18 protein-coding genes are annotated in these 18,812 nt (G+C 55.5%); 6 read left to right on the top strand and 12 right to left on the bottom strand.

Going from position 1 to position 18,812, the window contains the following annotated elements:
- Positions 1-12 precede the first annotated feature (12 nt).
- The 6 genes from acpS to E5201_RS04630 form a co-directional block, all read right to left on the bottom strand.
- Complete coding sequence (gene acpS / locus E5201_RS04655; RefSeq protein ID WP_140984843.1) at positions 13-432, bottom strand: holo-ACP synthase; 420 nt, start codon at positions 430-432, stop codon at positions 13-15.
- Complete coding sequence (locus E5201_RS04650) at positions 429-1,184, bottom strand: pyridoxine 5'-phosphate synthase (RefSeq protein WP_140984842.1); 756 nt, start codon at positions 1,182-1,184, stop codon at positions 429-431. The genes acpS and E5201_RS04650 overlap by 4 nt, the downstream gene beginning before the upstream one ends.
- A complete protein-coding gene (gene pyrE, locus E5201_RS04645; protein WP_140984841.1) occupies positions 1,184-1,774 on the bottom strand; it encodes an orotate phosphoribosyltransferase in 591 nt (196 codons plus the stop codon). Before pyrE ends, E5201_RS04650 begins: the two co-directional genes overlap by 1 nt.
- A 328-nt stretch (positions 1,775-2,102) precedes the next feature.
- The gene (locus E5201_RS04640) at positions 2,103-4,313 is read right to left on the bottom strand and encodes a RelA/SpoT family protein (RefSeq protein ID WP_181404596.1); all 2,211 of its coding nucleotides are present in this window, start codon (positions 4,311-4,313) and stop codon (positions 2,103-2,105) included.
- 410 nt (positions 4,314-4,723) lie between these two features.
- Positions 4,724-5,083, bottom strand: coding sequence for a DNA-directed RNA polymerase subunit omega (gene rpoZ / locus E5201_RS04635; RefSeq protein WP_140984839.1), 360 nt, complete (start codon positions 5,081-5,083; stop codon positions 4,724-4,726).
- A 131-nt stretch (positions 5,084-5,214) separates the two neighbouring features.
- The gene (locus E5201_RS04630; RefSeq protein ID WP_140984838.1) at positions 5,215-5,805 is read right to left on the bottom strand and encodes a hypothetical protein; all 591 of its coding nucleotides are present in this window, start codon (positions 5,803-5,805) and stop codon (positions 5,215-5,217) included.
- Positions 5,806-5,906: 101 nt separating this feature from the next.
- Between E5201_RS04630 and E5201_RS04625 the strand changes: the two genes are divergently transcribed.
- Positions 5,907-6,848, top strand: coding sequence for a DMT family transporter (locus E5201_RS04625; protein ID WP_140984837.1), 942 nt, complete (start codon positions 5,907-5,909; stop codon positions 6,846-6,848).
- Between the two features lie 178 nt (positions 6,849-7,026).
- Here the strand turns inward: E5201_RS04625 and E5201_RS04620 are convergent, their stop codons facing one another.
- Both E5201_RS04620 and E5201_RS04615 read right to left on the bottom strand, forming a co-directional pair.
- Entirely contained in the window at positions 7,027-7,962 is a 936-nt protein-coding gene (locus E5201_RS04620) for a 3-keto-disaccharide hydrolase (RefSeq protein WP_140984836.1), read from the bottom strand.
- 219 nt (positions 7,963-8,181) lie between these two features.
- Positions 8,182-8,616, bottom strand: a complete 435-nt coding sequence (locus tag E5201_RS04615; protein ID WP_140984835.1) for an OsmC family protein — start codon at positions 8,614-8,616, stop codon at positions 8,182-8,184.
- 167 nt (positions 8,617-8,783) lie between these two features.
- On the opposite strand from E5201_RS04615, the gene E5201_RS04610 reads away from it, so the two are divergent.
- Complete coding sequence (locus E5201_RS04610; RefSeq protein ID WP_140984834.1) at positions 8,784-9,548, top strand: class II glutamine amidotransferase; 765 nt, start codon at positions 8,784-8,786, stop codon at positions 9,546-9,548.
- A gap of 12 nt (positions 9,549-9,560) precedes the next feature.
- On the top strand, positions 9,561-10,532 hold the full coding sequence (locus E5201_RS04605; protein ID WP_140984833.1) for a quinone oxidoreductase family protein: 972 nt from the start codon (positions 9,561-9,563) through the stop codon (positions 10,530-10,532).
- A 20-nt stretch (positions 10,533-10,552) separates the two neighbouring features.
- Here the strand turns inward: E5201_RS04605 and dinB are convergent, their stop codons facing one another.
- On the bottom strand, positions 10,553-11,653 hold the full coding sequence (gene dinB / locus E5201_RS04600) for a DNA polymerase IV (protein WP_342774706.1): 1,101 nt from the start codon (positions 11,651-11,653) through the stop codon (positions 10,553-10,555).
- 136 nt (positions 11,654-11,789) lie between these two features.
- Between dinB and E5201_RS04595 the strand changes: the two genes are divergently transcribed.
- Positions 11,790-13,397, top strand: a complete 1,608-nt coding sequence (locus tag E5201_RS04595) for a hypothetical protein (RefSeq protein ID WP_140984832.1) — start codon at positions 11,790-11,792, stop codon at positions 13,395-13,397.
- A gap of 67 nt (positions 13,398-13,464) precedes the next feature.
- On the opposite strand, the gene rpsD is transcribed toward E5201_RS04595, so the two are convergent.
- The gene (gene rpsD / locus E5201_RS04590) at positions 13,465-14,082 is read right to left on the bottom strand and encodes a 30S ribosomal protein S4 (RefSeq protein WP_140984831.1); all 618 of its coding nucleotides are present in this window, start codon (positions 14,080-14,082) and stop codon (positions 13,465-13,467) included.
- Between the two features lie 291 nt (positions 14,083-14,373).
- Between rpsD and E5201_RS04585 the strand changes: the two genes are divergently transcribed.
- Both E5201_RS04585 and E5201_RS04580 read left to right on the top strand, forming a co-directional pair.
- Entirely contained in the window at positions 14,374-16,452 is a 2,079-nt protein-coding gene (locus E5201_RS04585) for a methyl-accepting chemotaxis protein (protein WP_140984830.1), read from the top strand.
- A 111-nt stretch (positions 16,453-16,563) separates the two neighbouring features.
- Complete coding sequence (locus E5201_RS04580; protein ID WP_140984829.1) at positions 16,564-17,091, top strand: TIGR00645 family protein; 528 nt, start codon at positions 16,564-16,566, stop codon at positions 17,089-17,091.
- Positions 17,092-17,269: 178 nt separating this feature from the next.
- Here the strand turns inward: E5201_RS04580 and E5201_RS04575 are convergent, their stop codons facing one another.
- Together E5201_RS04575 and E5201_RS04570 are read right to left on the bottom strand one after the other, a co-directional pair.
- Positions 17,270-17,452: a hypothetical protein gene (locus E5201_RS04575; RefSeq protein ID WP_140984828.1), complete on the bottom strand. Its 183-nt coding sequence runs from the start codon at positions 17,450-17,452 to the stop codon at positions 17,270-17,272.
- Entirely contained in the window at positions 17,449-18,774 is a 1,326-nt protein-coding gene (locus E5201_RS04570) for a hemolysin family protein (RefSeq protein WP_181404538.1), read from the bottom strand. Before E5201_RS04570 ends, E5201_RS04575 begins: the two co-directional genes overlap by 4 nt.
- Positions 18,775-18,812 lie beyond the last annotated feature (38 nt).

The raw sequence follows: 18,812 nt of genomic DNA, 5'->3' as shown, positions 1-18,812 counted from the left end.
TCCCCATAAATATCAGGCCTGACTATCGCCGTTTTGTGGCATGGATAAGGCTTCAATGACCACATATGCCCCCGCATAGGGCCATTCGTCCGTCAAGCTTAGATGAATATGTGCCTGCTGACCAGATGGCGTAAGCGCCCGAAGCCGCTCAAGCGCCCCGCCCTTAAGGATGACCGACGGCTTGCCCAGATCATCCCGTGCAATTTCAACATCCGGAAAGCGGAACCCTCTGAGGCCCGTCCCCAGCGCCTTCATCACCGCTTCCTTGGCGGCATAGCGCTTGGCGTAAACAGCCACGGGCTTAGCTACCGATTGCGCATAGGCCTGTTCCGCAGGTGTGAAGACACGGTTGACAAAGCGCTCACCAAAGCGGGTCACCGACTGCTCAATGCGGCGTATATCACACAGGTCTGTGCCGATACCGATGATCACAGTCGGGCCGCATCCATCAGGTAACGCATCCGGCGTATGGAGGCATTAAGCCCCGTAAAGATCGCCTCACCAATCAGAAAATGGCCGATATTCAGTTCGCGTATCTGCGAAATTTTCGAGATAAAGCTTACGGTGTCATAGTCGATGCCATGACCGGCATGGACTTCTATACCGACCTCATGCGCCAGATTGGCTGCCCATTCCAGACGCCGCATCTCATCATTGAACAGGGTCATTTCCCCTGCCCGCCAAGTATCGCACAAGGCACCGGTATGAAACTCAACGACCGGCGCACCTATATCAGAGGCCGCTGACACCTGTGCCGCATCCGCCGCAATGAACAGAGATACACGAATACCCGCCGCCTTGAGACGCGCGGTCGCTTCGCCCACCTGATCCGTATTGCCCGCCACATCAAGCCCGCCTTCGGTCGTGCGTTCCTGACGCCGTTCCGGCACCAGACACACCGCATGCGGCTTAAGCTTAAGCGCGATACCGATCATTTCATCAGTAACCGCCATTTCAAAATTAAGCGGCGTATTCAGTTCGTTACACAGATCACCTAAGGCCCAGATATCCTTATCGAGCACATGCCTGCGATCTTCACGCAGGTGCGCCGTAATCCCGTCAACACCCGCTTCAATCGCCTGTCGGGCTGCGCGAACCGGATCAGGCGCACTGCCACCACGGGCATTGCGCACGGTCGCTACGTGATCGATATTCAATCCTAAACGAATACGGTTGGGGGTCATCAGGAGGCTTTCGATATCCGGCGCGAACCGGGGTCTTCAACCGGAACCGCCGCCAGCTCAGGCGGCAGGGCATCCGCCGGATAAGCGGGCACCTCTAAGGTAGCCAGAGCGATCAAAGGCACCCCGACATCGGCCTTACCCCCCGAACGGTCAACGATACAGGCCGCAGCCACCACCTCACCACCGGCGGCCTTAATGGCAGCGATACATTCGCGTGACGACAGGCCCGTAGTGACGATATCTTCTACCATCACCACCTTTTCACCCGGTTCGATATGGAACCCGCGACGCAGCTTGAATTCGCCGTCCACACGCTCAACATAAAGCGAGCGCACCTTCAGGTGACGTGCCGTCTCATAGCCCGGAATAATACCGCCGACCGCCGGTGAAATCGCCACATCGACCTGACCGACTTCAGCGGTAATTTTTTCAGCCAGCGCCTTACACAGGCGCTCGCAGCGCTCCGCCTCCATGAACACCAGATTCTTTTGCAGGAACAACGGGCTATGAAGACCACTTGAGAGAACGAAATGACCTTCACGCAGGGCATTGGCGGCGCGAAATTCGTTGATTACGTCTTCAGAGGTCATGCGGCAGATTCCTTAACTAACAGCGCTTTCCTTTACCCCAAGCCGCGCCGCAGACGCAACGCCTTTCAGCAGGGCTAGCGCGCTCAAGCAGCGAAGCGGTAGCGCCTCACAAAAGCCCCTGCACCCGATTGACCGGAGGTGTGAGGCGTCTTCCTTTGTAAATGACGACATCTAGCACTTTTTTTTGTCTTATGGCGTGACTTACTCATCCATCGTTGACCCTATGCCCCTGTACGCTCACGCCACAGGTAAGATGCAATGTGATATCGGAATGGACGAGGTTTCACACCTAGGGGCAATCGGGGGCAGGGTCTAAGACCCTGCCTGCCTAGCCCCGAACGCGTTCGACACCTTCAACCGACGGACAGGTGCGAATAGCGGCAATGATATTGGCCAGATGTCGGGCATCCATTACCTCGATGTCAAAGCGGGCATCAATGAAGTCCACCTGTTGATCGGCCAGATGAATATTGACGATATTGCCCTTGGCCTCCCCGATCAGGCCACAGACCTGCCCCAGAACCCCCGGATTATTACGAATGCTCGCCCGGAGACGCGCCGTCGAAATGGTGTTCTTTTCGGCATTAAGCGTCCATTGCAGATCGATCCACGCCTCCTTGTGGCCTTCAAAGGCCTCAAGCGTATCACATTCGATAGAATGGACATGCACGTCGTCGCCATCGACAATACCGACAATGCGATCGCCCGGCACCGGCGTACAGCACTTCGAGAACCACACCTTCTGATGCGGCTTCAGGGCCTGACCGCGTACAAAGTTGCCCATGTCGTCGCCGTCCTTGATACGGCTCAGGGCGTCGGTCGTCAGGGTGGCGGGCAGCTTCAGGCCGGGGAACAGAACCTCAAGCACCTTAAGCGTCGGAATCTTGCCGCGCCCGACCAGTTCATAAAGCTCGTCTTCGGTCTGGACCTGAAAACGCTCCAGCGCCGGACGCCAGCTTATATCGGTGATGGACTTGTCAATCTGCGCCGACGTCCGTTCAATCGAAGCGCGCCCCAGACGGATAAAATCTTCTTTTTGCGTCTGGCGGATATGGCGACGAATGGCCGACCGCGCCCGACCGGTAATGGTCAGAGAAAGCCAATCCGGATTAACACGCGATTCAACCCCGCTGATGATTTCGACCTGATCACCGTTTTGCAGTACGCTACGCAGGGGTTTGTGTTCTCCGTTAATGATCGCACCAATTGCCGTTTCACCAACCTCAGTATGCACCGCAAAGGCAAAATCAAGCGGCATAGCCCCCCGTGGCAACGAAATCAGACGGCCCTTGGGCGTAAAACAGAAGACCTGATCGAGGAACATCTCAAGCTTCGCATGTTCAACCCATTCTTCCGAATCGCCGCCGCTTTCTACGATCTGAACGATATTGCGCAAAGAGTTGATCGGGTTACGGCCATCCTTTGTCGCCGCTTCTTCATCGAAGCCATAGGACTGATTCTTGTAGCCCCAGTGCGCCGCCAGACCTTCTTCGGCAACACGGTCCATGTCTTCGGTGCGAATCTGCATTTCGATCCGCGTGCCCTTATGGCCGATGACGGTCGTATGCAGGGACTGATAGTTATTGCTCTTGGGCGTCGATATGAAGTCCTTGAAGCGTTCCTGCACGCACGGCCAGGCGCGGTGCAGCACCCCAAGGGCGCGATAGCAATCGTCTTCGCTGTCGACGATCACCCGAAAGGCATAGATATCCGAAAGTTGCGAAAAGCCGATGGATTTTCGCTGCAACTTCTTCCAGATCGAATAGGGTGATTTCTCACGTCCCGACACACGCGCCCTGATACCAGCCTCAGACAGATGCAGGCCAATGTCGCGGGCAATTTCGGAAATGGCCTGCCCTTTGTGGGTGCGCATTTCCACCAGACGGTGGGTAATCGCCTCAAGGCCACGCGGATTGATAAAGCTGAAGGCCAGTTCCTCAAGTTCGGTCGCAATGCGGTTACAACCGATCTGACGCGCCAGAGGGGCATAGACCTCAAGTGTTTCGCGCGAAATGCGCTCACGCTTGTGTTCCGGCACAAACTGCAGGGTGCGCATATTATGCAGACGGTCAGCCAGCTTGACCAGCAGCACCCGTACATCCTTTGAGATAGCCAGAATGAACTTGCGCAGGTTTTCCGATTGCTTGGTGTATTCCGACTGAAGCTCAAGCCGCGTCAGCTTGGTCACGCCCTCGACCAGTTCGGCAATTTCCTCACCAAACAAAGAGGCGATTTCCTCATGCGTAGCGGGCGTATCTTCGATGGTATCGTGCAGCAGTGCGGTGACAATGGCCGCCGTATCCAGCTTATAGTCCGTCAGGATACCCGCAACCTCAATCGGGTGCGCGAAATAGGGATCACCCGAAGCCCGCAACTGTGCGCCGTGCATACGCATGGCATAGACATAGGCGCGATTGAGTGTCGCCTCATCCATGGTCGGATCATAGGCCGCCACTTTTTCAAGCAGTTCCATTTGACGTAAAAACCGGCGCGGTGCCGGTTTTTTTTCTTCAGTCTTTGAGATTTGAGGCGCGTCCATAGGCGGCGGAATTTCCGTCGGCGGCGAAATGGGCGGCGTTTCCGCTGGCGGGGTTATCGGCGGCGTCTCGCTGGGCGGATCAATGGGCGGCGTTTCCGGCGGTGGTGCCGGTTCTTCCTCATTGGGTTTCTCAGGCGGGAAGCCGGGCGGCACCTTTGGCGGATCGTTCGATTCCGTCAGATAGCCTGCTACACCGGTTTGGCCTTCACTACTCATCTCACCTGCCGCCACTCAAAATTCCGAGGCGTGCGCGTCCGTCCAGACCGCCTCACCCTAAGATATATAGGAAGCTTACGCCCAACCGCCCGTCTTAGCTACAAAATATCTTGTGAAGACTTACAAAAAGGCACGAAAAACCGCGCCACCCTACGGCAGCGCGGTTTGAATTTCGGCTTAATACAGGCCAAAGCCTAGTAGCGCTCTTCCTGACCACCGTCACGATCCGACTGCAAAGCGCGGATCAGTTCCGATTCCGACATTTGCTGATGTTGCGGATCAGCCAGCAGGGCGAGGGTTTCAGCCTCTTCCTCAGCTTCCGTGCGTTCATCGACGCGTTGCAGGCTGGCAATCAGGCTTTCGGTCAGGGTTTCCGGCGGCAGCACCTCATCGGCGATTTCGCGCAGGGCCACAACCGGATTCTTGTCATTGTCGCGGTCGAGCAGCAAGGACGCTCCCGACGAAATGGCGCGGGCGCGATGAGCGGCCAGCAACACCAGATTGAAACGGTTATCGACCTTATCGATGCAATCTTCGACGGTAACGCGCGCCATAAAAACCTCTGTAAAAATGACAATAACACCGCAACCGGCAGGGCAACCCCATCGGCTTAGCGGCGCATCAAGTCCTGTGCTGCGTTTTCCTTACAATCAGCGCCGCTAAAATACAAGAACTTCCTTGCATCCTAAATGGGCGTGCATACCCGCCCGAAGCGCAGGGATTTTATTTTTACATCCGCAGTCGATGACACGACCTGTAAGTTAGTGGCCATGCCCAGACTATGGTTTTGCACCTCATAGGGGCCGTTAAATGCCTTTTTACCCGTATAAAGTTTCAAACTGACGTCTCCATAGACATTCCACAGAACATCAGCTCTGAAGTCCGCCTTCATATCCTGACGATGGCTGAAAACATGTTCCGCAATCTTCTCGCCATTTGCCCACAACTCCGTCTCCACCTGCATGGATACTTCCCCCTTCGGACGCCTAAAGCGGAGAATATAGCTGGCTGACGGGCCGACATCAAAGATCAGCGCTACGCCCGGCGACCAGTTAGGATGCGACTTCAGGGTTCTGAACTGGCCCTCGATCCGCACCCCTTCGTATCCGGAAGGCACAGTGAGGCGTTCTTCCTTATAATAGCCGGCATTCGGCCTATGCATATAGGCGTGGGTTTCCGGATGCCATTGGCACAGGGCCATATCGACAGGCTGCGCCTGAACCTGAGCGGCCAGCAGGCCATACGCAAAAACAGCTAATATACCTAAGGTTTTCATTCCCCACTCCTCGCCCCTAAAGACCTAAAGTCCCGCCGTCCGAAGTCAAGCGATTTAACAGACACCTTGCTTTACAGACCCGGCAGGCATACGGAAGGCCTATGTCCACCTCTGCGTCTAATTCTGGCAACAGACTGAACCTTCTCATCGGCTATGCACTGGCCTTTGCCGGATCGTTCCTGTTTGCCACCAAAGGCATATTTATCAAGCTGGCATACGACTATAATATTGACGCCATTACGCTTTTGACCATTCGCCTTCTGATGGCCACGCCGTTTTTCGTCATAGTCGGCCTGATCACCCGCTATCAGCAACGCCACCTCGACCCCCTGCCCCTGAGCCTGTACGTCAAGGCTCTGTTCGTGGGTGTGCTCGGCTACTGGTTCGCCAGCTATACGGATTTTGAGGGATTGGTACATCTGACGCCACAGTTTGAACGGCTGATCCTGTTCACCTATCCGCTGTTTGTCATCCTGCTCGGGGCCATGTTCTTTGGCCATAAGATCAAACCTCTGGCCTTAAGCGCCTTTGGTATCTCCTATGCCGGACTGGCCTATGTGCTTGTCCATGACCTTCAGGTGCGCGGCGATACGATTGTCACAGGTGCCATATGGGTCACCATATCCTCGGTGGCCTTCGCGCTTTATCTGCTGCTGGCCAAGCCGGTCATCAAACGCATGGGACCATCACTATTCACCTCGGTGGCCATGATCGGCGCAGCACTGGCGACCTTTGTGCATTTTGGTGTGACGCATGAACTGAAACTACCCGCCTTTACACCGGAACTGTTCTGGCTGTGTCTGGGACTGGCAATCGGGGCGACGGTTCTGCCGGGCTATCTGATCAACTTTGCCCTGGCGCGCATCTCGTCTCAGGCCAATGCCGTCATCGGTTTCATCAATCCGGTGATTACACTGGCCTTGAGCGGGCTTATCCTGCGCGAATATATCACGCTGGCCGACCTGATCGGCACGGCAATGGTGCTAACCGGCGTGGCCCTCTATACATGGCTCGATCAGCGTAGCCAGTCACGCCGCACGTAACAATCCACAACCCACATTGAATTGTGCATCGCAACATAGACATTGTGTGATCACAGCTTTGCGGCTATAGGCAGGCCATCCAAGGAAACAAAACCATGTTTGACCACCTCGTCACCAACCGCGCCACACTGAGCCTCGACATCTTCGCCCTTATTCTTCGGGCATTCCGCGCCGTTCGCTAGTCGCGAACACGTATCTCGGGCAATCCTTCAATCGGCGTCAGAACCATCCGCCGGAAGAAGGTTTCCGCCCCTTCCGACTGCAACTGAATGCGTCCATGCGTTAAGGGCTGACAGACACCGGCCTCATCCGGCGCACAGAGGTTCCATGCCTGCATCACCGGCACACCATTCAGGACGTGCACGGATTTGTCACCATAGACATAGAGATCAAGCACATTCCATTCTCCGACCGGTTTTTCGGCATCGGACCCGTTCTCGATGTTCCAAACCGCCGTATTACCTACCGCCTGAGATTCCAGCCCACCCAGCATAAAGCGCCGCTTCGGGTCGATGATGCTCTCATCGCGAGCCACGGTCGTCGTCACACTCAGCCCCTTACCCACCGGCACAATCATGCCGGTTGAACCGTACATGATCTCATATTCCACCGAGGCCATCCAAGTGCCCCATACCGCGCCATGTGGCCCATGCGAATGATACAAAAGCCCGTTATTTTCCGGCTCATTAAGGCGCGGCGCATGACGCACCCCGCTCCATTTATATTCAAGCCGCAGGTGATAGTTGCTGTAATCGCCCGTGTGCACCAGCGATCCCCAGATCGCACCATCCACCCGTAAGGCCGGTTCGCCGTCTTCCTTAACCACCGTAAACATCGCGGGACTATCGACGCGGCCAATGGCTGGGGCATGATCGGCCTGATAGGTCTGGGCCGCATCGGGATAGCCCAGCCACTGCTCCCAGTCCTTCAGATCAGTCCCGTTAAACAGACTAATCGCCTCACCGGCCGGTTCAGGCACGCCCCTGAGCTCAAGGGTCTGGGCCACGAAAGGCGGATCGTTTTTCGTCAGTTCCTCAAGCGATTGCGCCTGCGCATTTATCCCGCCTGCAAGTAAAAAAAGGCATCCGGTTATAACATAAGCCTTGCGACGCATATCATTTTCCTCACTTGTTTCTCTTCTTGTTTTCTTCGGCCTAACATGCGCTGATAACGTTGTCATCAGGTTATGATGCAAGAATAAAGCCCCTGCCTTACAACAGGGGCTTTTAGGCTATCATACTTCCCTACCTTGTTGGGGAAGGTGGTTTTGACATCGCCCGATGTCATAAACGGATGGGGTGTCTTCTGTCTTATGGCGAAGAAAGATAAATCCCTAGGCCAGACTGGCCTCAAGTGTAATCGGCACCGCCGACAAGGCCTTTGAGATAGGACAGTTTTCCTTGGCACCCTTAGCCAGTTCGTCAAATTGCGCCTGATCGATACCCGGGATATTGGCCTTGAGCTTCAGGGTAATGCCGGTGATCGAAAACCCGCCATCAGAGGGTTGAATCTCCACATCGGCGGCGGTTTCAAGCAACTCTGCTGTAAAGCCAGCCTTAGCCAGCGCAAACGACAGGGCCATGGTGAAACAACCCGCATGGGCGGCGGCGATCAGTTCCTCAGGGTTTGTCCCCGCCTTACCGTCTTCGTCACCAAAGCGGGTTTTGAAGCTGTAAGGTTGGGCGTTGAAGACACCACTCTGGGTCGAAAGTGTGCCTGCGCCGGTCTGGCCATCGCCGCGCCATTGCGCCGTTGCTGTGCGTTTCATAGGTAGCTCCTTAAATGCGTGTGAACGGCGTTATTGGTAATCACATAAATATAAGGTGGCAATGACAAGCGCACTTTATGCCGCTTTTGTGAGTATGATCGCTTGCTTACCCCTTCTGAAACCGTCATCAATAAGGCGATAACCCACCTCTGACGGTACAGATTTCTATGTGCGAACTTTTGGGCATGAGTGCCAATGTCCCGACGGATATCCGTTTTTCCTTTTCGGCGCTCGCCAAACGCGGCGGCGAGACCGGCCCGCACAAGGACGGCTGGGGCATCAGCTTCTATGAGCAAAAGGGCTGCCGGTCCTTTCACGAACCCAATGCCAGCGCCGGTTCCGAACTGGCGCAGCTGATGAAAAACTACCCCATCAAAAGTCGTACGGTTATTGCGCATGTCCGTAAGGCCAATCGCGGGCGCGTGACGCTGGAAAACACGCATCCCTTTACCCGTGAACTGTGGGGACGGGCCTGGACCTTCGCCCATAACGGCCAGCTTAAGGGTATCAAAGCCCTCCCCTTAAGCTTTTTCCGCCCCATTGGCACGACCGATTCCGAACATGCCTTCTGCTGGATCATAGATCAGCTGTGCCGCACCTATACGGATTATCCGTCTGCGGCCACGCTCGATAAGGAAATCAAACGCTTGTTCCACGTGCTGCGGCAGATGGGTGTATTCAATGCGCTGCTGACGGACGGGCGTTCGCTTTACGCCAGTTGCTCGAAAAAGCTCTGCTATATCACGCGTCAGGCCCCTTTCGGCACAGCCTCGCTCATTGACGAAGACCTCAAGGTTGATTTTTCAACCGAGACCACCCCAGACGATCGCGTCAGCGTCATCGCCACCCAGCCCCTGACCCACGATGAGATGTGGACACCGCTTCCACCTGACAGTTCTGCCATTTTCCGCAATGGCGACTTTATCGCCTGACAAGGAGTTTTCATGCCTCTCGCTATTCGCGTTCATGCCACCGGAGGTCCCGAAGCCCTGACGTCCGATGACATCGAAGTCGGCGCCCCGTCCGCCGGAGAGGTCAGGCTGTGCCATACGGCTATCGGCGTCAATTTCATCGACACCTATTTCCGCTCGGGCCTTTACAAAAGCGAGCTACCATTCGTGCCCGGTGCCGAAGCCGCAGGTATCATCGAAGCCATAGGTGAAGGCGTGATTGATTTTAAGGTCGGCGATCGCGTCGCCTATGCCGCAACAACCGGTGCCTATGCGCAACAGCGGATGATTATGGCTGACCGGCTGGTGCCGCTGCCCGACGACATTCCTGATGACATTGCCGCCGCCGTTCTGCTCAAAGGCCTGACCGCACAGTTTCTGCTGCGACGTACCTTTAAGGCCGGGCCTGAACACACGATCCTGTTTCATGCCGCCGCCGGCGGTGTCGGGCTGATCGCCGGTCAGTGGGCAAAACATCTGGGGGCCACAGTCATTGGCACCGCCGGATCAGCCGATAAGATCGAACTGGCACTGAAAAACGGTTATGATCATGTCATCAATTACCGCACAGACAACTTTACCGCACGCGTCCTTGAGCTGACCGAAGGCCGCAAGGTCGATGTGGTCTATGATAGTGTCGGCAAGGATACGTTTGAGGGCTCGCTGGATGTCCTCAAATCACGCGGCCTGTTTGTATCTTTCGGACAATCCTCAGGCCCGATCCCGCCGTTTGATATAGGCCTTCTCAATGCCAAGGGGTCACTGTTTGCCACCCGACCATCTATCTTTGGTTACAACAGCGAACGGGCCGATCTCCTGAGTGCTGCCGAGGAGCTGTTTGATATGATCCGCCAAGGCGTTATCCGAGTCCCCATTCACCAGCGCTTCGCCCTCAAAGACGCCCGTGCCGCCCATGAGGCTCTGGAAGGCCGCGCCACCACCGGTGCTACCCTGCTCATCCCCTGAACCATTCCCCGCGCAGAACCTTAGAGCGCCAGACTGAGTTGCGGCCCGTTATCTGCGTCTGTGTCGCCCCCCTTACCGAGTGACGACAGACTGACGCCCAATAAACGTATACCCTTAGCCAGAGGAAACACCCCCTCAAGCAAGCTGGCGCTTAAACGCGACAGTTCCGAAGGGTCGGCCACCGGAGCCGAAAGCGTATGACTGCGCGTGACCTGCCGGAAATCATTATATTTGACCTTGAGCGTGACCGTGCGTCCCCGCGCCCCGCTCTGTTCGCAGTACCGCCAAACTTTCTCAACAATGGGTGACAGGGCCTCACGCGCCGCCTCGAACGAGAAAATGTCCTGAAAGAAGGTATTTTCCGCCCCGACTGATTTACGAATACGATCAGGATTCACGCGGCGATGATCGACCCCGCGGGAAATATTATAATAGTGCTGCCCCGATACACCGAAATGCGCCGTCAGAAACTCAAGGCTCTGCGCCCTCAGGGCCGCCCCGGTTATAATACCTAACCGGTTCATTTTCTGCATGGTGGCCGGGCCAACCCCATGAAACCGCTCAACCGGCAAGGCCTCAACGAAATCCGCCCCCATACGCGGCGTAACAACAAACAAGCCATCCGGTTTATTGTAATCAGACGCCAGCTTGGCGAGAAACTTATTATAAGACACACCTGCCGAGGCCGTCAGGCCGGTCTTGAGGCGAATGCGTGCCCGTATTTCCTGCGCAATCAGGGTCGCGGACTGAATGGCCTTATGGTTTTCCGTGACATCCAGATAGGCCTCATCCAGCGATAATGGCTCAACCAGATCGGTATAGTCGTTGAAAATATCCCTGATTTCCCGCGATACAGCCTTATAGACCTCGAAGCGCGGCTTGACGAAAATCAGTTCCTGACATTTCCGCCGCGCCGTCACCGAGGCCATGGCCGAGCGCACACCAAAACGTCGCGCCTCATAGGACGCCGCCGCCACAACCCCGCGCTCACGCTCGCCGCCCACCGCCACAGGCTTTCCCCGCAAATCCGGATTATCGCGCTGCTCTACCGAGGCAAAAAAAGCATCCATATCCACATGGATGATCTTGCGCATCGCCCTGTCTTCGTCATGTCCGGTCACGACCTTACCTCACAACTCAAATCGGAACATAATGAGAACATAACATAGCTTGTTCTCTTTTCAAGTTTTTTTCGCACCCCGCTTGCCACCTGTGGTTTTTACAGCCTATCCTTCGCCCCTGAGTATGGGGGCGGACATGATCATAAAAAAACTTATCGCTATGCTAGCCGTAGTTGCGGCGTTTTTCAGCGGGGGCACAACGGCATGGGCCGACAACTGGTTACGCGCCGAAAGTCCGAATTTCATTGTCTATTCCAATGCGCGCGAACGGGTGACACGGGATTATGTAAAGCAGCTTGAAAGCTTTAAATACCTGACCGACACCATGCTGGGTAAGGATTCAAGCCTCACGGTTCAGGCACCGAAATTTCCCGTCTATCTGCTTAAAAGCACCGAGCAGATGAAAGAGGTTCGCCCCAAATTCGCCAGGACTGTGGCAGGCGTTTATTTCACCTGCGGCGAAGGCGTCAGCGCCTATTCCGGCATTATCGAATCAGACAAAAATATTGCCGATTTCGGTCTGGAGGTACTGTTCCATGAATATGGCCACCACGTCATGTTCCAGCACGCCAAATTGCGCTACCCGGCATGGTATGTCGAAGGTTTCGCCGATTATCTGAGCACGGTTCAGTTCACCAAGGGCCGCATTAGTGTCGGCCAGTCGCCCCTATCACGGATCTATACGCTTTCACAGGACAGGTGGATTTCTTTCGAGACGATCCTCGATCCGGCCTATGATACGCTTGAGGATAAAAAAAGACGCAAGGACGAAGTCGGCAAGTTTTATGCGCAATCGTGGCTGCTGACCCACTATATGCTCAGCGATCCGCAACGCGCACGTAATATGAACGATTACTTCGCCCGACTGACTATGGGGGAAGACTCCATCCCCGCCTTCGAAGCCGCAACGGGCCTTAAGGTCAATGATCTGGCCGGCAAACTGCGCACCTACATGCAGCGCACGCCCTATGTGGACATCAAAAATACCGAGGTGCCTGATTCGGATATTCGCATCGTCCCTCTGCCTGATCATACCGATCAGTACCTTTTAAATGCCTCCCTGCTGCAAACCTGTGTGCCCGAAGAACAGGGCAAGGCCATACTTGATGACCTGCGTACAAAAAAAGCCACCCTCGCCCACGACCCGAACTTCCTGCTGGCCCTGACCCGCGCTGAAATTCTGCATGGCACGCCTGAGAACGTCGAGGAGGATATCTATAAGCTTACGCAATCCGATCCTGACAATTATGAAGCGCACTACCTTATGGGACGCCTGTATGAGGCAATTGCCCGTAAGGCCCCGCCTGAGGAATATGATGAGCTGATATCTATCGCCAGAGGCGCCTATATGGACGCCTACAAAGCAAACAAGTTGCACGCGCCCAATCTGTATTATCTGGCCCGCACTTTTCAGGGCGAACGGGATTTCCCGAACCAGAGCGCGGTCAATGCCGCCTTTGGGGCCAACCGGCTGTCTCCTGGGGTGTTTGAATACGCTCAGTTTGCCGCCTACGTCCTGATTATTGACGGTAAACGCGATGAGGCCGTTATGGCTCTGACCCCTTTCACCGGTGATCCGCATAATCCTGAGCAGGCTCTCAGAATTCGCAAGGGTATTGAGGCCATCCAGAATGGCAAGCCTGTGGAAGAGGTGATGAATACCCTGTTCTCTTCACCTCGAGCTTCGTCCGATGACGAGGATATGCCCGAGGCGGATGAGCCTGACACGCACACGGAACACTGACCGACATAGAAAACCCCCGCAAGGCTTACCTTGCGGGGGTTTTTTATAACCGTAACGGTCAAACCTATTACGAAGAATAGTATTCGACGACGAGGTTCGGTTCCATCTTAACCGGATAAGGCACTTCGGCCAGTTCCGGCATACGCAGATAGGTAGCCTTTTGCGCCTTGGCATCGATTTCGATGTAGTCCGGCACATCGCGCTCAGGCGACTGCAGGGCTTCGAGCACGAGGGCCAGATTGCGCGAACGCTCACGAACTTCGATCACGTCACCGACCTTAACGCGGTAAGACGGGATGTTTACGCGCTTGCCGTTGACCAGAACGTGACCATGGTTGACGAACTGACGGGCAGCCCAGACGGTTGGCACGAACTTGGCGCGGTAAACGACGGCATCCAGACGCGATTCCAGAAGCGCGATCAGGTTCTCGGAGGTGTTGCCCTTACGGCGGTCAGCCTCTTCGTAGGTACGCAGGAATTGCTTTTCGGTGATGTTACCGTAGTAACCCTTCAACTTTTGCTTGGCGCGCAGTTGCAGACCAAAGTCAGAAACCTTGGACTTACGGCGCTGACCGTGCTGGCCGGGGCCATAGGAGCGCTTGTTGACGGGGGATTTCGGACGGCCCCACAGGTTTTCACCCATGGCGCGGTCGAGTTTGTACTTGGCGCTGTGGCGCTTTGACATACTATAAGACCTTATGTCTAACCCTGACCGGCTCCCCGCGAGAGTGCGGAAAACGATTACAACGGCGGCTTCAGGATCAACCCGTAGTACCCCGCACCTGCAAAGCGGGTGGGGATGAAAGAGGGGCTTATGATCACTGAATGGCCCCAAGTCAAGCTTTCACCACAAAAACCGTCTCTTTTTTCCATCCTAAACGGTAAGCAAAGGCCTTTGGCGCCCCATAGTTAACGGTTGAGAAACCGATTCCACATCACGGTGATATTCTCAGTAATCAGCTCGTGTGGGGCGCACATGTTTTCCCGTTCTTTGTCGGCCAAGATATCTCTTATCGGTGCCGTCAGCGTCGCTGCCGTTTTTGGCATCGGCACCCTGTTCATATCGCAACAGACCAATTCAACCCTGTCCGGGCAAAATGATGTCCTACAGTCTAATGTCGCGGAAAATCAGGCCGCACGTGTGCAGAACCGGCTCGATCTGGCGGCACGTACCGCTCAGGAAACCGTCTCGGCGATGGGGGCCTTACGCGCACAAGGGGTCACTGATCGTGCGGTCTATGATGGCATACTGAAGAGCAGCCTTGAGGCCAATCCGGATTTGCTGGGGGTATGGTCAGGCTGGGAGCCGGATGCCCTTGATGGCAAGGATGCAGATTACGCCGGTACAGACGGCCATGACGCCAGCGGGCGTTTCGTCCCCTACTGGAACCGCGGCGCGGGTTCGGTCGTAAAAGAGCCTCTGGTTGGCTATGATCAGGACGGGGCCGGAGACTATTATCAACTGCCCAAGAAAAACGATCGTATGATCGCCATTGAGCCTTATAGCTATAGTGTCGGCGGCAAGGATTTCCTGATTACCACCTTCAGCGCCCCCATCAAGGTCAATGGCCAGTATTACGGTACAGCCGGCATTGATATTGCCCTGAACGACCTCAATGCAGAACTGGCATCGGTTAAACCCTTCGGTACCGGCTTTGTCGCTCTCGTCAGCTCCGCCGGTATGGCCGTCAGCTATCCTGACGCCGCAGCCACAGGCAAGCCCCTGAAAGACACTGATCCAGCGTCTGCCAAGGTGGCCGCCGAAGCCATCGCCACCAACAAACCCGCCAGCACGGACGCCACCACCAAGGGCGAAGGCTGGCATTATCTGGCCCTGCCCGTGGCTGCTGGCGGCACGTCAGAACGCTGGGCCGTTGTGGTCGCGGTTCCTAACGCCACCCTGAATGCCGAAGCCAATAAAAACAACACTATCATGTTGGCCCTCTCGGTCTTGAGCATACTTATTGCGGCAGGCATTCTTTTCCTTGTGCTCAACCGGATGGTCGGCGCGCCCCTCAAAGTCCTTGGGCGTACCTTTGACCGCATGGCCTCAGGCGATCACAATGCCGAGGTCCCCGAAGCCAGACGTGCCGATGAAATCGGTCAGATCGGCAAGGCCGTCTTACGTTTCCGTGACAGCCTGCGCGACCGCGTCACCGCCGATGCTGATGCTGAACATCATCGTCAGTTGCAAGCCGCCGAAGAGCGTAAGGCCGCGATGGACAAGCTGGCTATCGAATTTGAACAGGCCGTCGGTGGCGTGGTCGATCAGGTGGCCTCGGCCTCGATTGATATGCGCAATTCCGCCGAAGCCTTAAGTCAGATCGCTTCCAATGCTTCCGGCCAGACAACAACTATTGCCTCGGCCACCGAACAGGCAGCCAACAACGTCCGAACCGTTGCCGCTGCCTCCGAAGAACTGACCAGTTCGATTAACGAGATCACCTCCAAGGCCGAGGCCTCATCGACCATAGCGCGCCGCGCCGTGGACGAAGCCAACCGCTCCGACGCCCGTATCCGTGAGCTTGAGGCTGCGGCAGGTAAGGTCGGTGAAGTCGTTACCCTCATTCAGGCTATTGCCCAGCAAACCAACCTGCTGGCGCTTAATGCCACCATCGAGGCGGCACGTGCCGGTGATGCCGGTAAGGGCTTTGCCGTGGTCGCCACCGAGGTCAAGTCTCTGGCCAATCAGACGGCGAAGGCAACCGACGAAATCGGCGAGCAGATATCGGCCATTCAGTCAGCGACCAACGGCACGGTTGAAGCCATTGCCTCGATCCGCGACATCATCCACGAAATGAGCCAGTTCTCTCTGGCCATCTCCGAAGCCATGACCCAGCAGGGCGCGGCCACCGATGACATTGCCCGCAACGTCCACGAAGCGTCACAGGGCACTGACGAAGTCGCCACCCATGTCCACAGTCTGGCCATGGCCACTCAGGAAACCGGTGAGGCCTCCTCACGCACCCTGAATACCGCTGCCCAGTTGGTGCAGCAGTCTGAAACCCTGAAATCACAGGTGCAGGCCTTTGTTAATCAGGTGCGACACGGCTAATCGCCCCTGAAAACGAAAAAACATAAACCGGCGCAGTCATCTGCGCCGGTTTTTTGTTGCGCCGGTGAAATTGATCCGTAAAAGCTCCGCGCTGTAAGATTGGAGTTAAACATGCCCGCACTGGAACGTCTGGTTGAACGTGTCATCCTCTCAAGCCGCTGGATACTGGTGGCCTTTTATCTCGGTCTGGCCGCAGCCCTCGCCGTCTATGCGGTATCCTTCGCGCTGAAATTCTGGAAAGTGGCCAGCCATGTCTTTGATTACGGCGAAAATCAGATGATCCTGGCCATGCTTGGCCTGATTGATGCGGCGCTGGTGGCCTCACTGATCGTCATGGTTATGATCTCAGGCTATGAGAACTTCGTTTCCCGCTTTGACGAAGAAGAAGGCAAGGGCGACGTCAGCTTTATCGGCAAGCTTGATGCCGGTTCGCTGAAAATCAAGGTTGCCTCCTCCATTGTCGCCATCTCTTCCATTCATATGCTTCAGGTGTTCCTGAATATCGAAAAATACAGCTCCAACACTCTGATGTGGGTGGTGGTCATGCATATGGCCTTTGTCTTTTCCGCCCTGTTGCTTGGGGTCCTTGAGCGAATGGGCGTCAAGAAGGGCAAGGCTGAAGATTACCCCAAACTGTAATGTAGAATAAAGAAAGAAACCCCATCCGTCTTTGACATCTGACGATGTCAAATCCACCTTCCCCATCAAAGATAGGGAAGTATGCAGGACACCCGCTTCATCCCTTTCATACCTCCCCATCTCTGATGGGGAGGGGGACCGCCGTGCATAGCACGGTGGTGGTGGGGCATCTTTCTTACTAGATTGACTGTCCGGCAACCACGGCTATGACCACCAAACCTACAACGAAAAGAACTAAAATAACAATACCTTGCCAACTTCCCGGCTCTATCCCGACCCCATAAGCTTTCGGCCTGAACCATTCGTCCGGATTTCCCAGAAGTTTCCGTAACAGATTTTTCAGACCAAGCGCTTTATTCATTCGTGATGCGTATCCTTCTGTTTCCGCTCTCCCTTTGGGATTACCTGAAACAAAAGCTTGTCAATACGCCGCTCATCCATGTCGATGACCTCGACCTTGAAACGGCCGATACGCACATACTCCCCTTCCTTTGGGAAGCGTTCGAGCTTGTGCAGCACAAGGCCCGCCGCCGTATGATAGCCTGACCCCGGCTCGAAATCCTCGCCCAGCGTCTCAGACAGTTCGAACAGATCCGCCCGACCATCCACCAGATAGGAGCCATCCTCGCGTTGCAGGATCATCGGCGCGGCATCGTCATGCTCTTCGTTGAAATCACCGGCAATCATCTCAAGCAGATCGGTCGGCGTCAGAACGCCTTCGATGGTGCCAAATTCATTAATGACAAAGGCAATATGCAGCTTGGAGGCCTTGAACATCTCAAGCGCCTTCAAAAGCGACGTCGTATCAGGTATATAGATCGGGGAAACCACCAAGGCCTCAAGGTCAAGCGCCTCACCGCTCAGCAGCACATCGGCGACATCGCGTTTATGCAGAATGCCGATCGGGTCTTCCATATCCTGTCCCCGCGCCACAACAATGCGCGAATAGGGACAGTTACGGATATCCTGCGCCAGCGCTTCTTTTTCGTCCTCAAGCGATATCCAGTACACTTCGGGACGCGGCGTCATGGCTACACGCACAGGACGGTCGCCCAGACGCATCACTTCGGTCATCATCGCCTGTTCTTCAGGCTCGATCAGGCCCGCGCCCATACCTTCGGCCAGAGCGCTTTCGACCTCTTCCTTGGTGATGGTTTCGCCCTTTTCATCCTTGATGCCCAAAAGCTTGAGCACCAGCATGGTCGATGATGTCAGAAGCGTGACAAACGGCCCCATGGCCAGCGCCATGAACGATAAAGGACGCGATACAATACCGGCTATGGTTTCAGGGAACATCAGCGCCAGACGCTTGGGCACCAGTTCGCCGACAATCAGCGACAGATAGGTAATCAGCACAACAACGATACCTGTGGCGATGCCCTGCGAGTAAGGCGTCAACACCGGAAAATTGTGTTCGATAATAAGATCAAGCTCGCCCGCGATGGTCGCCTGACCATAGGCACCCGCAAGAATACCGATAAGCGTAATCCCCACCTGAACGGCAGACAGAAAACGCGTCGGATCATTAGACAGTTTAAGGGCCTGCGCCGCCCCCTTATCGCCTTTTTCAGCACGGCTTTGTAACTTGGGCCGCCGTGAGGATACCACCGCCAGTTCGGACATGGCAAAAATGCCGTTCAGCACCACCAGCAGCAGCACAACAGCACAGGCAAAAAGTAACATTGAAGGAAAAATCCGGAACGAAGCCTTATGCGGCTCCG

The sequence above is a fragment of the Asticcacaulis tiandongensis genome (assembly GCF_006475605.1).
GTDB lineage: Bacteria > Pseudomonadota > Alphaproteobacteria > Caulobacterales > Caulobacteraceae > Asticcacaulis > Asticcacaulis tiandongensis.
Note: the sequence above shows the minus strand (reverse complement) of the source record. Positions and strands in the feature narration are given on the sequence as shown.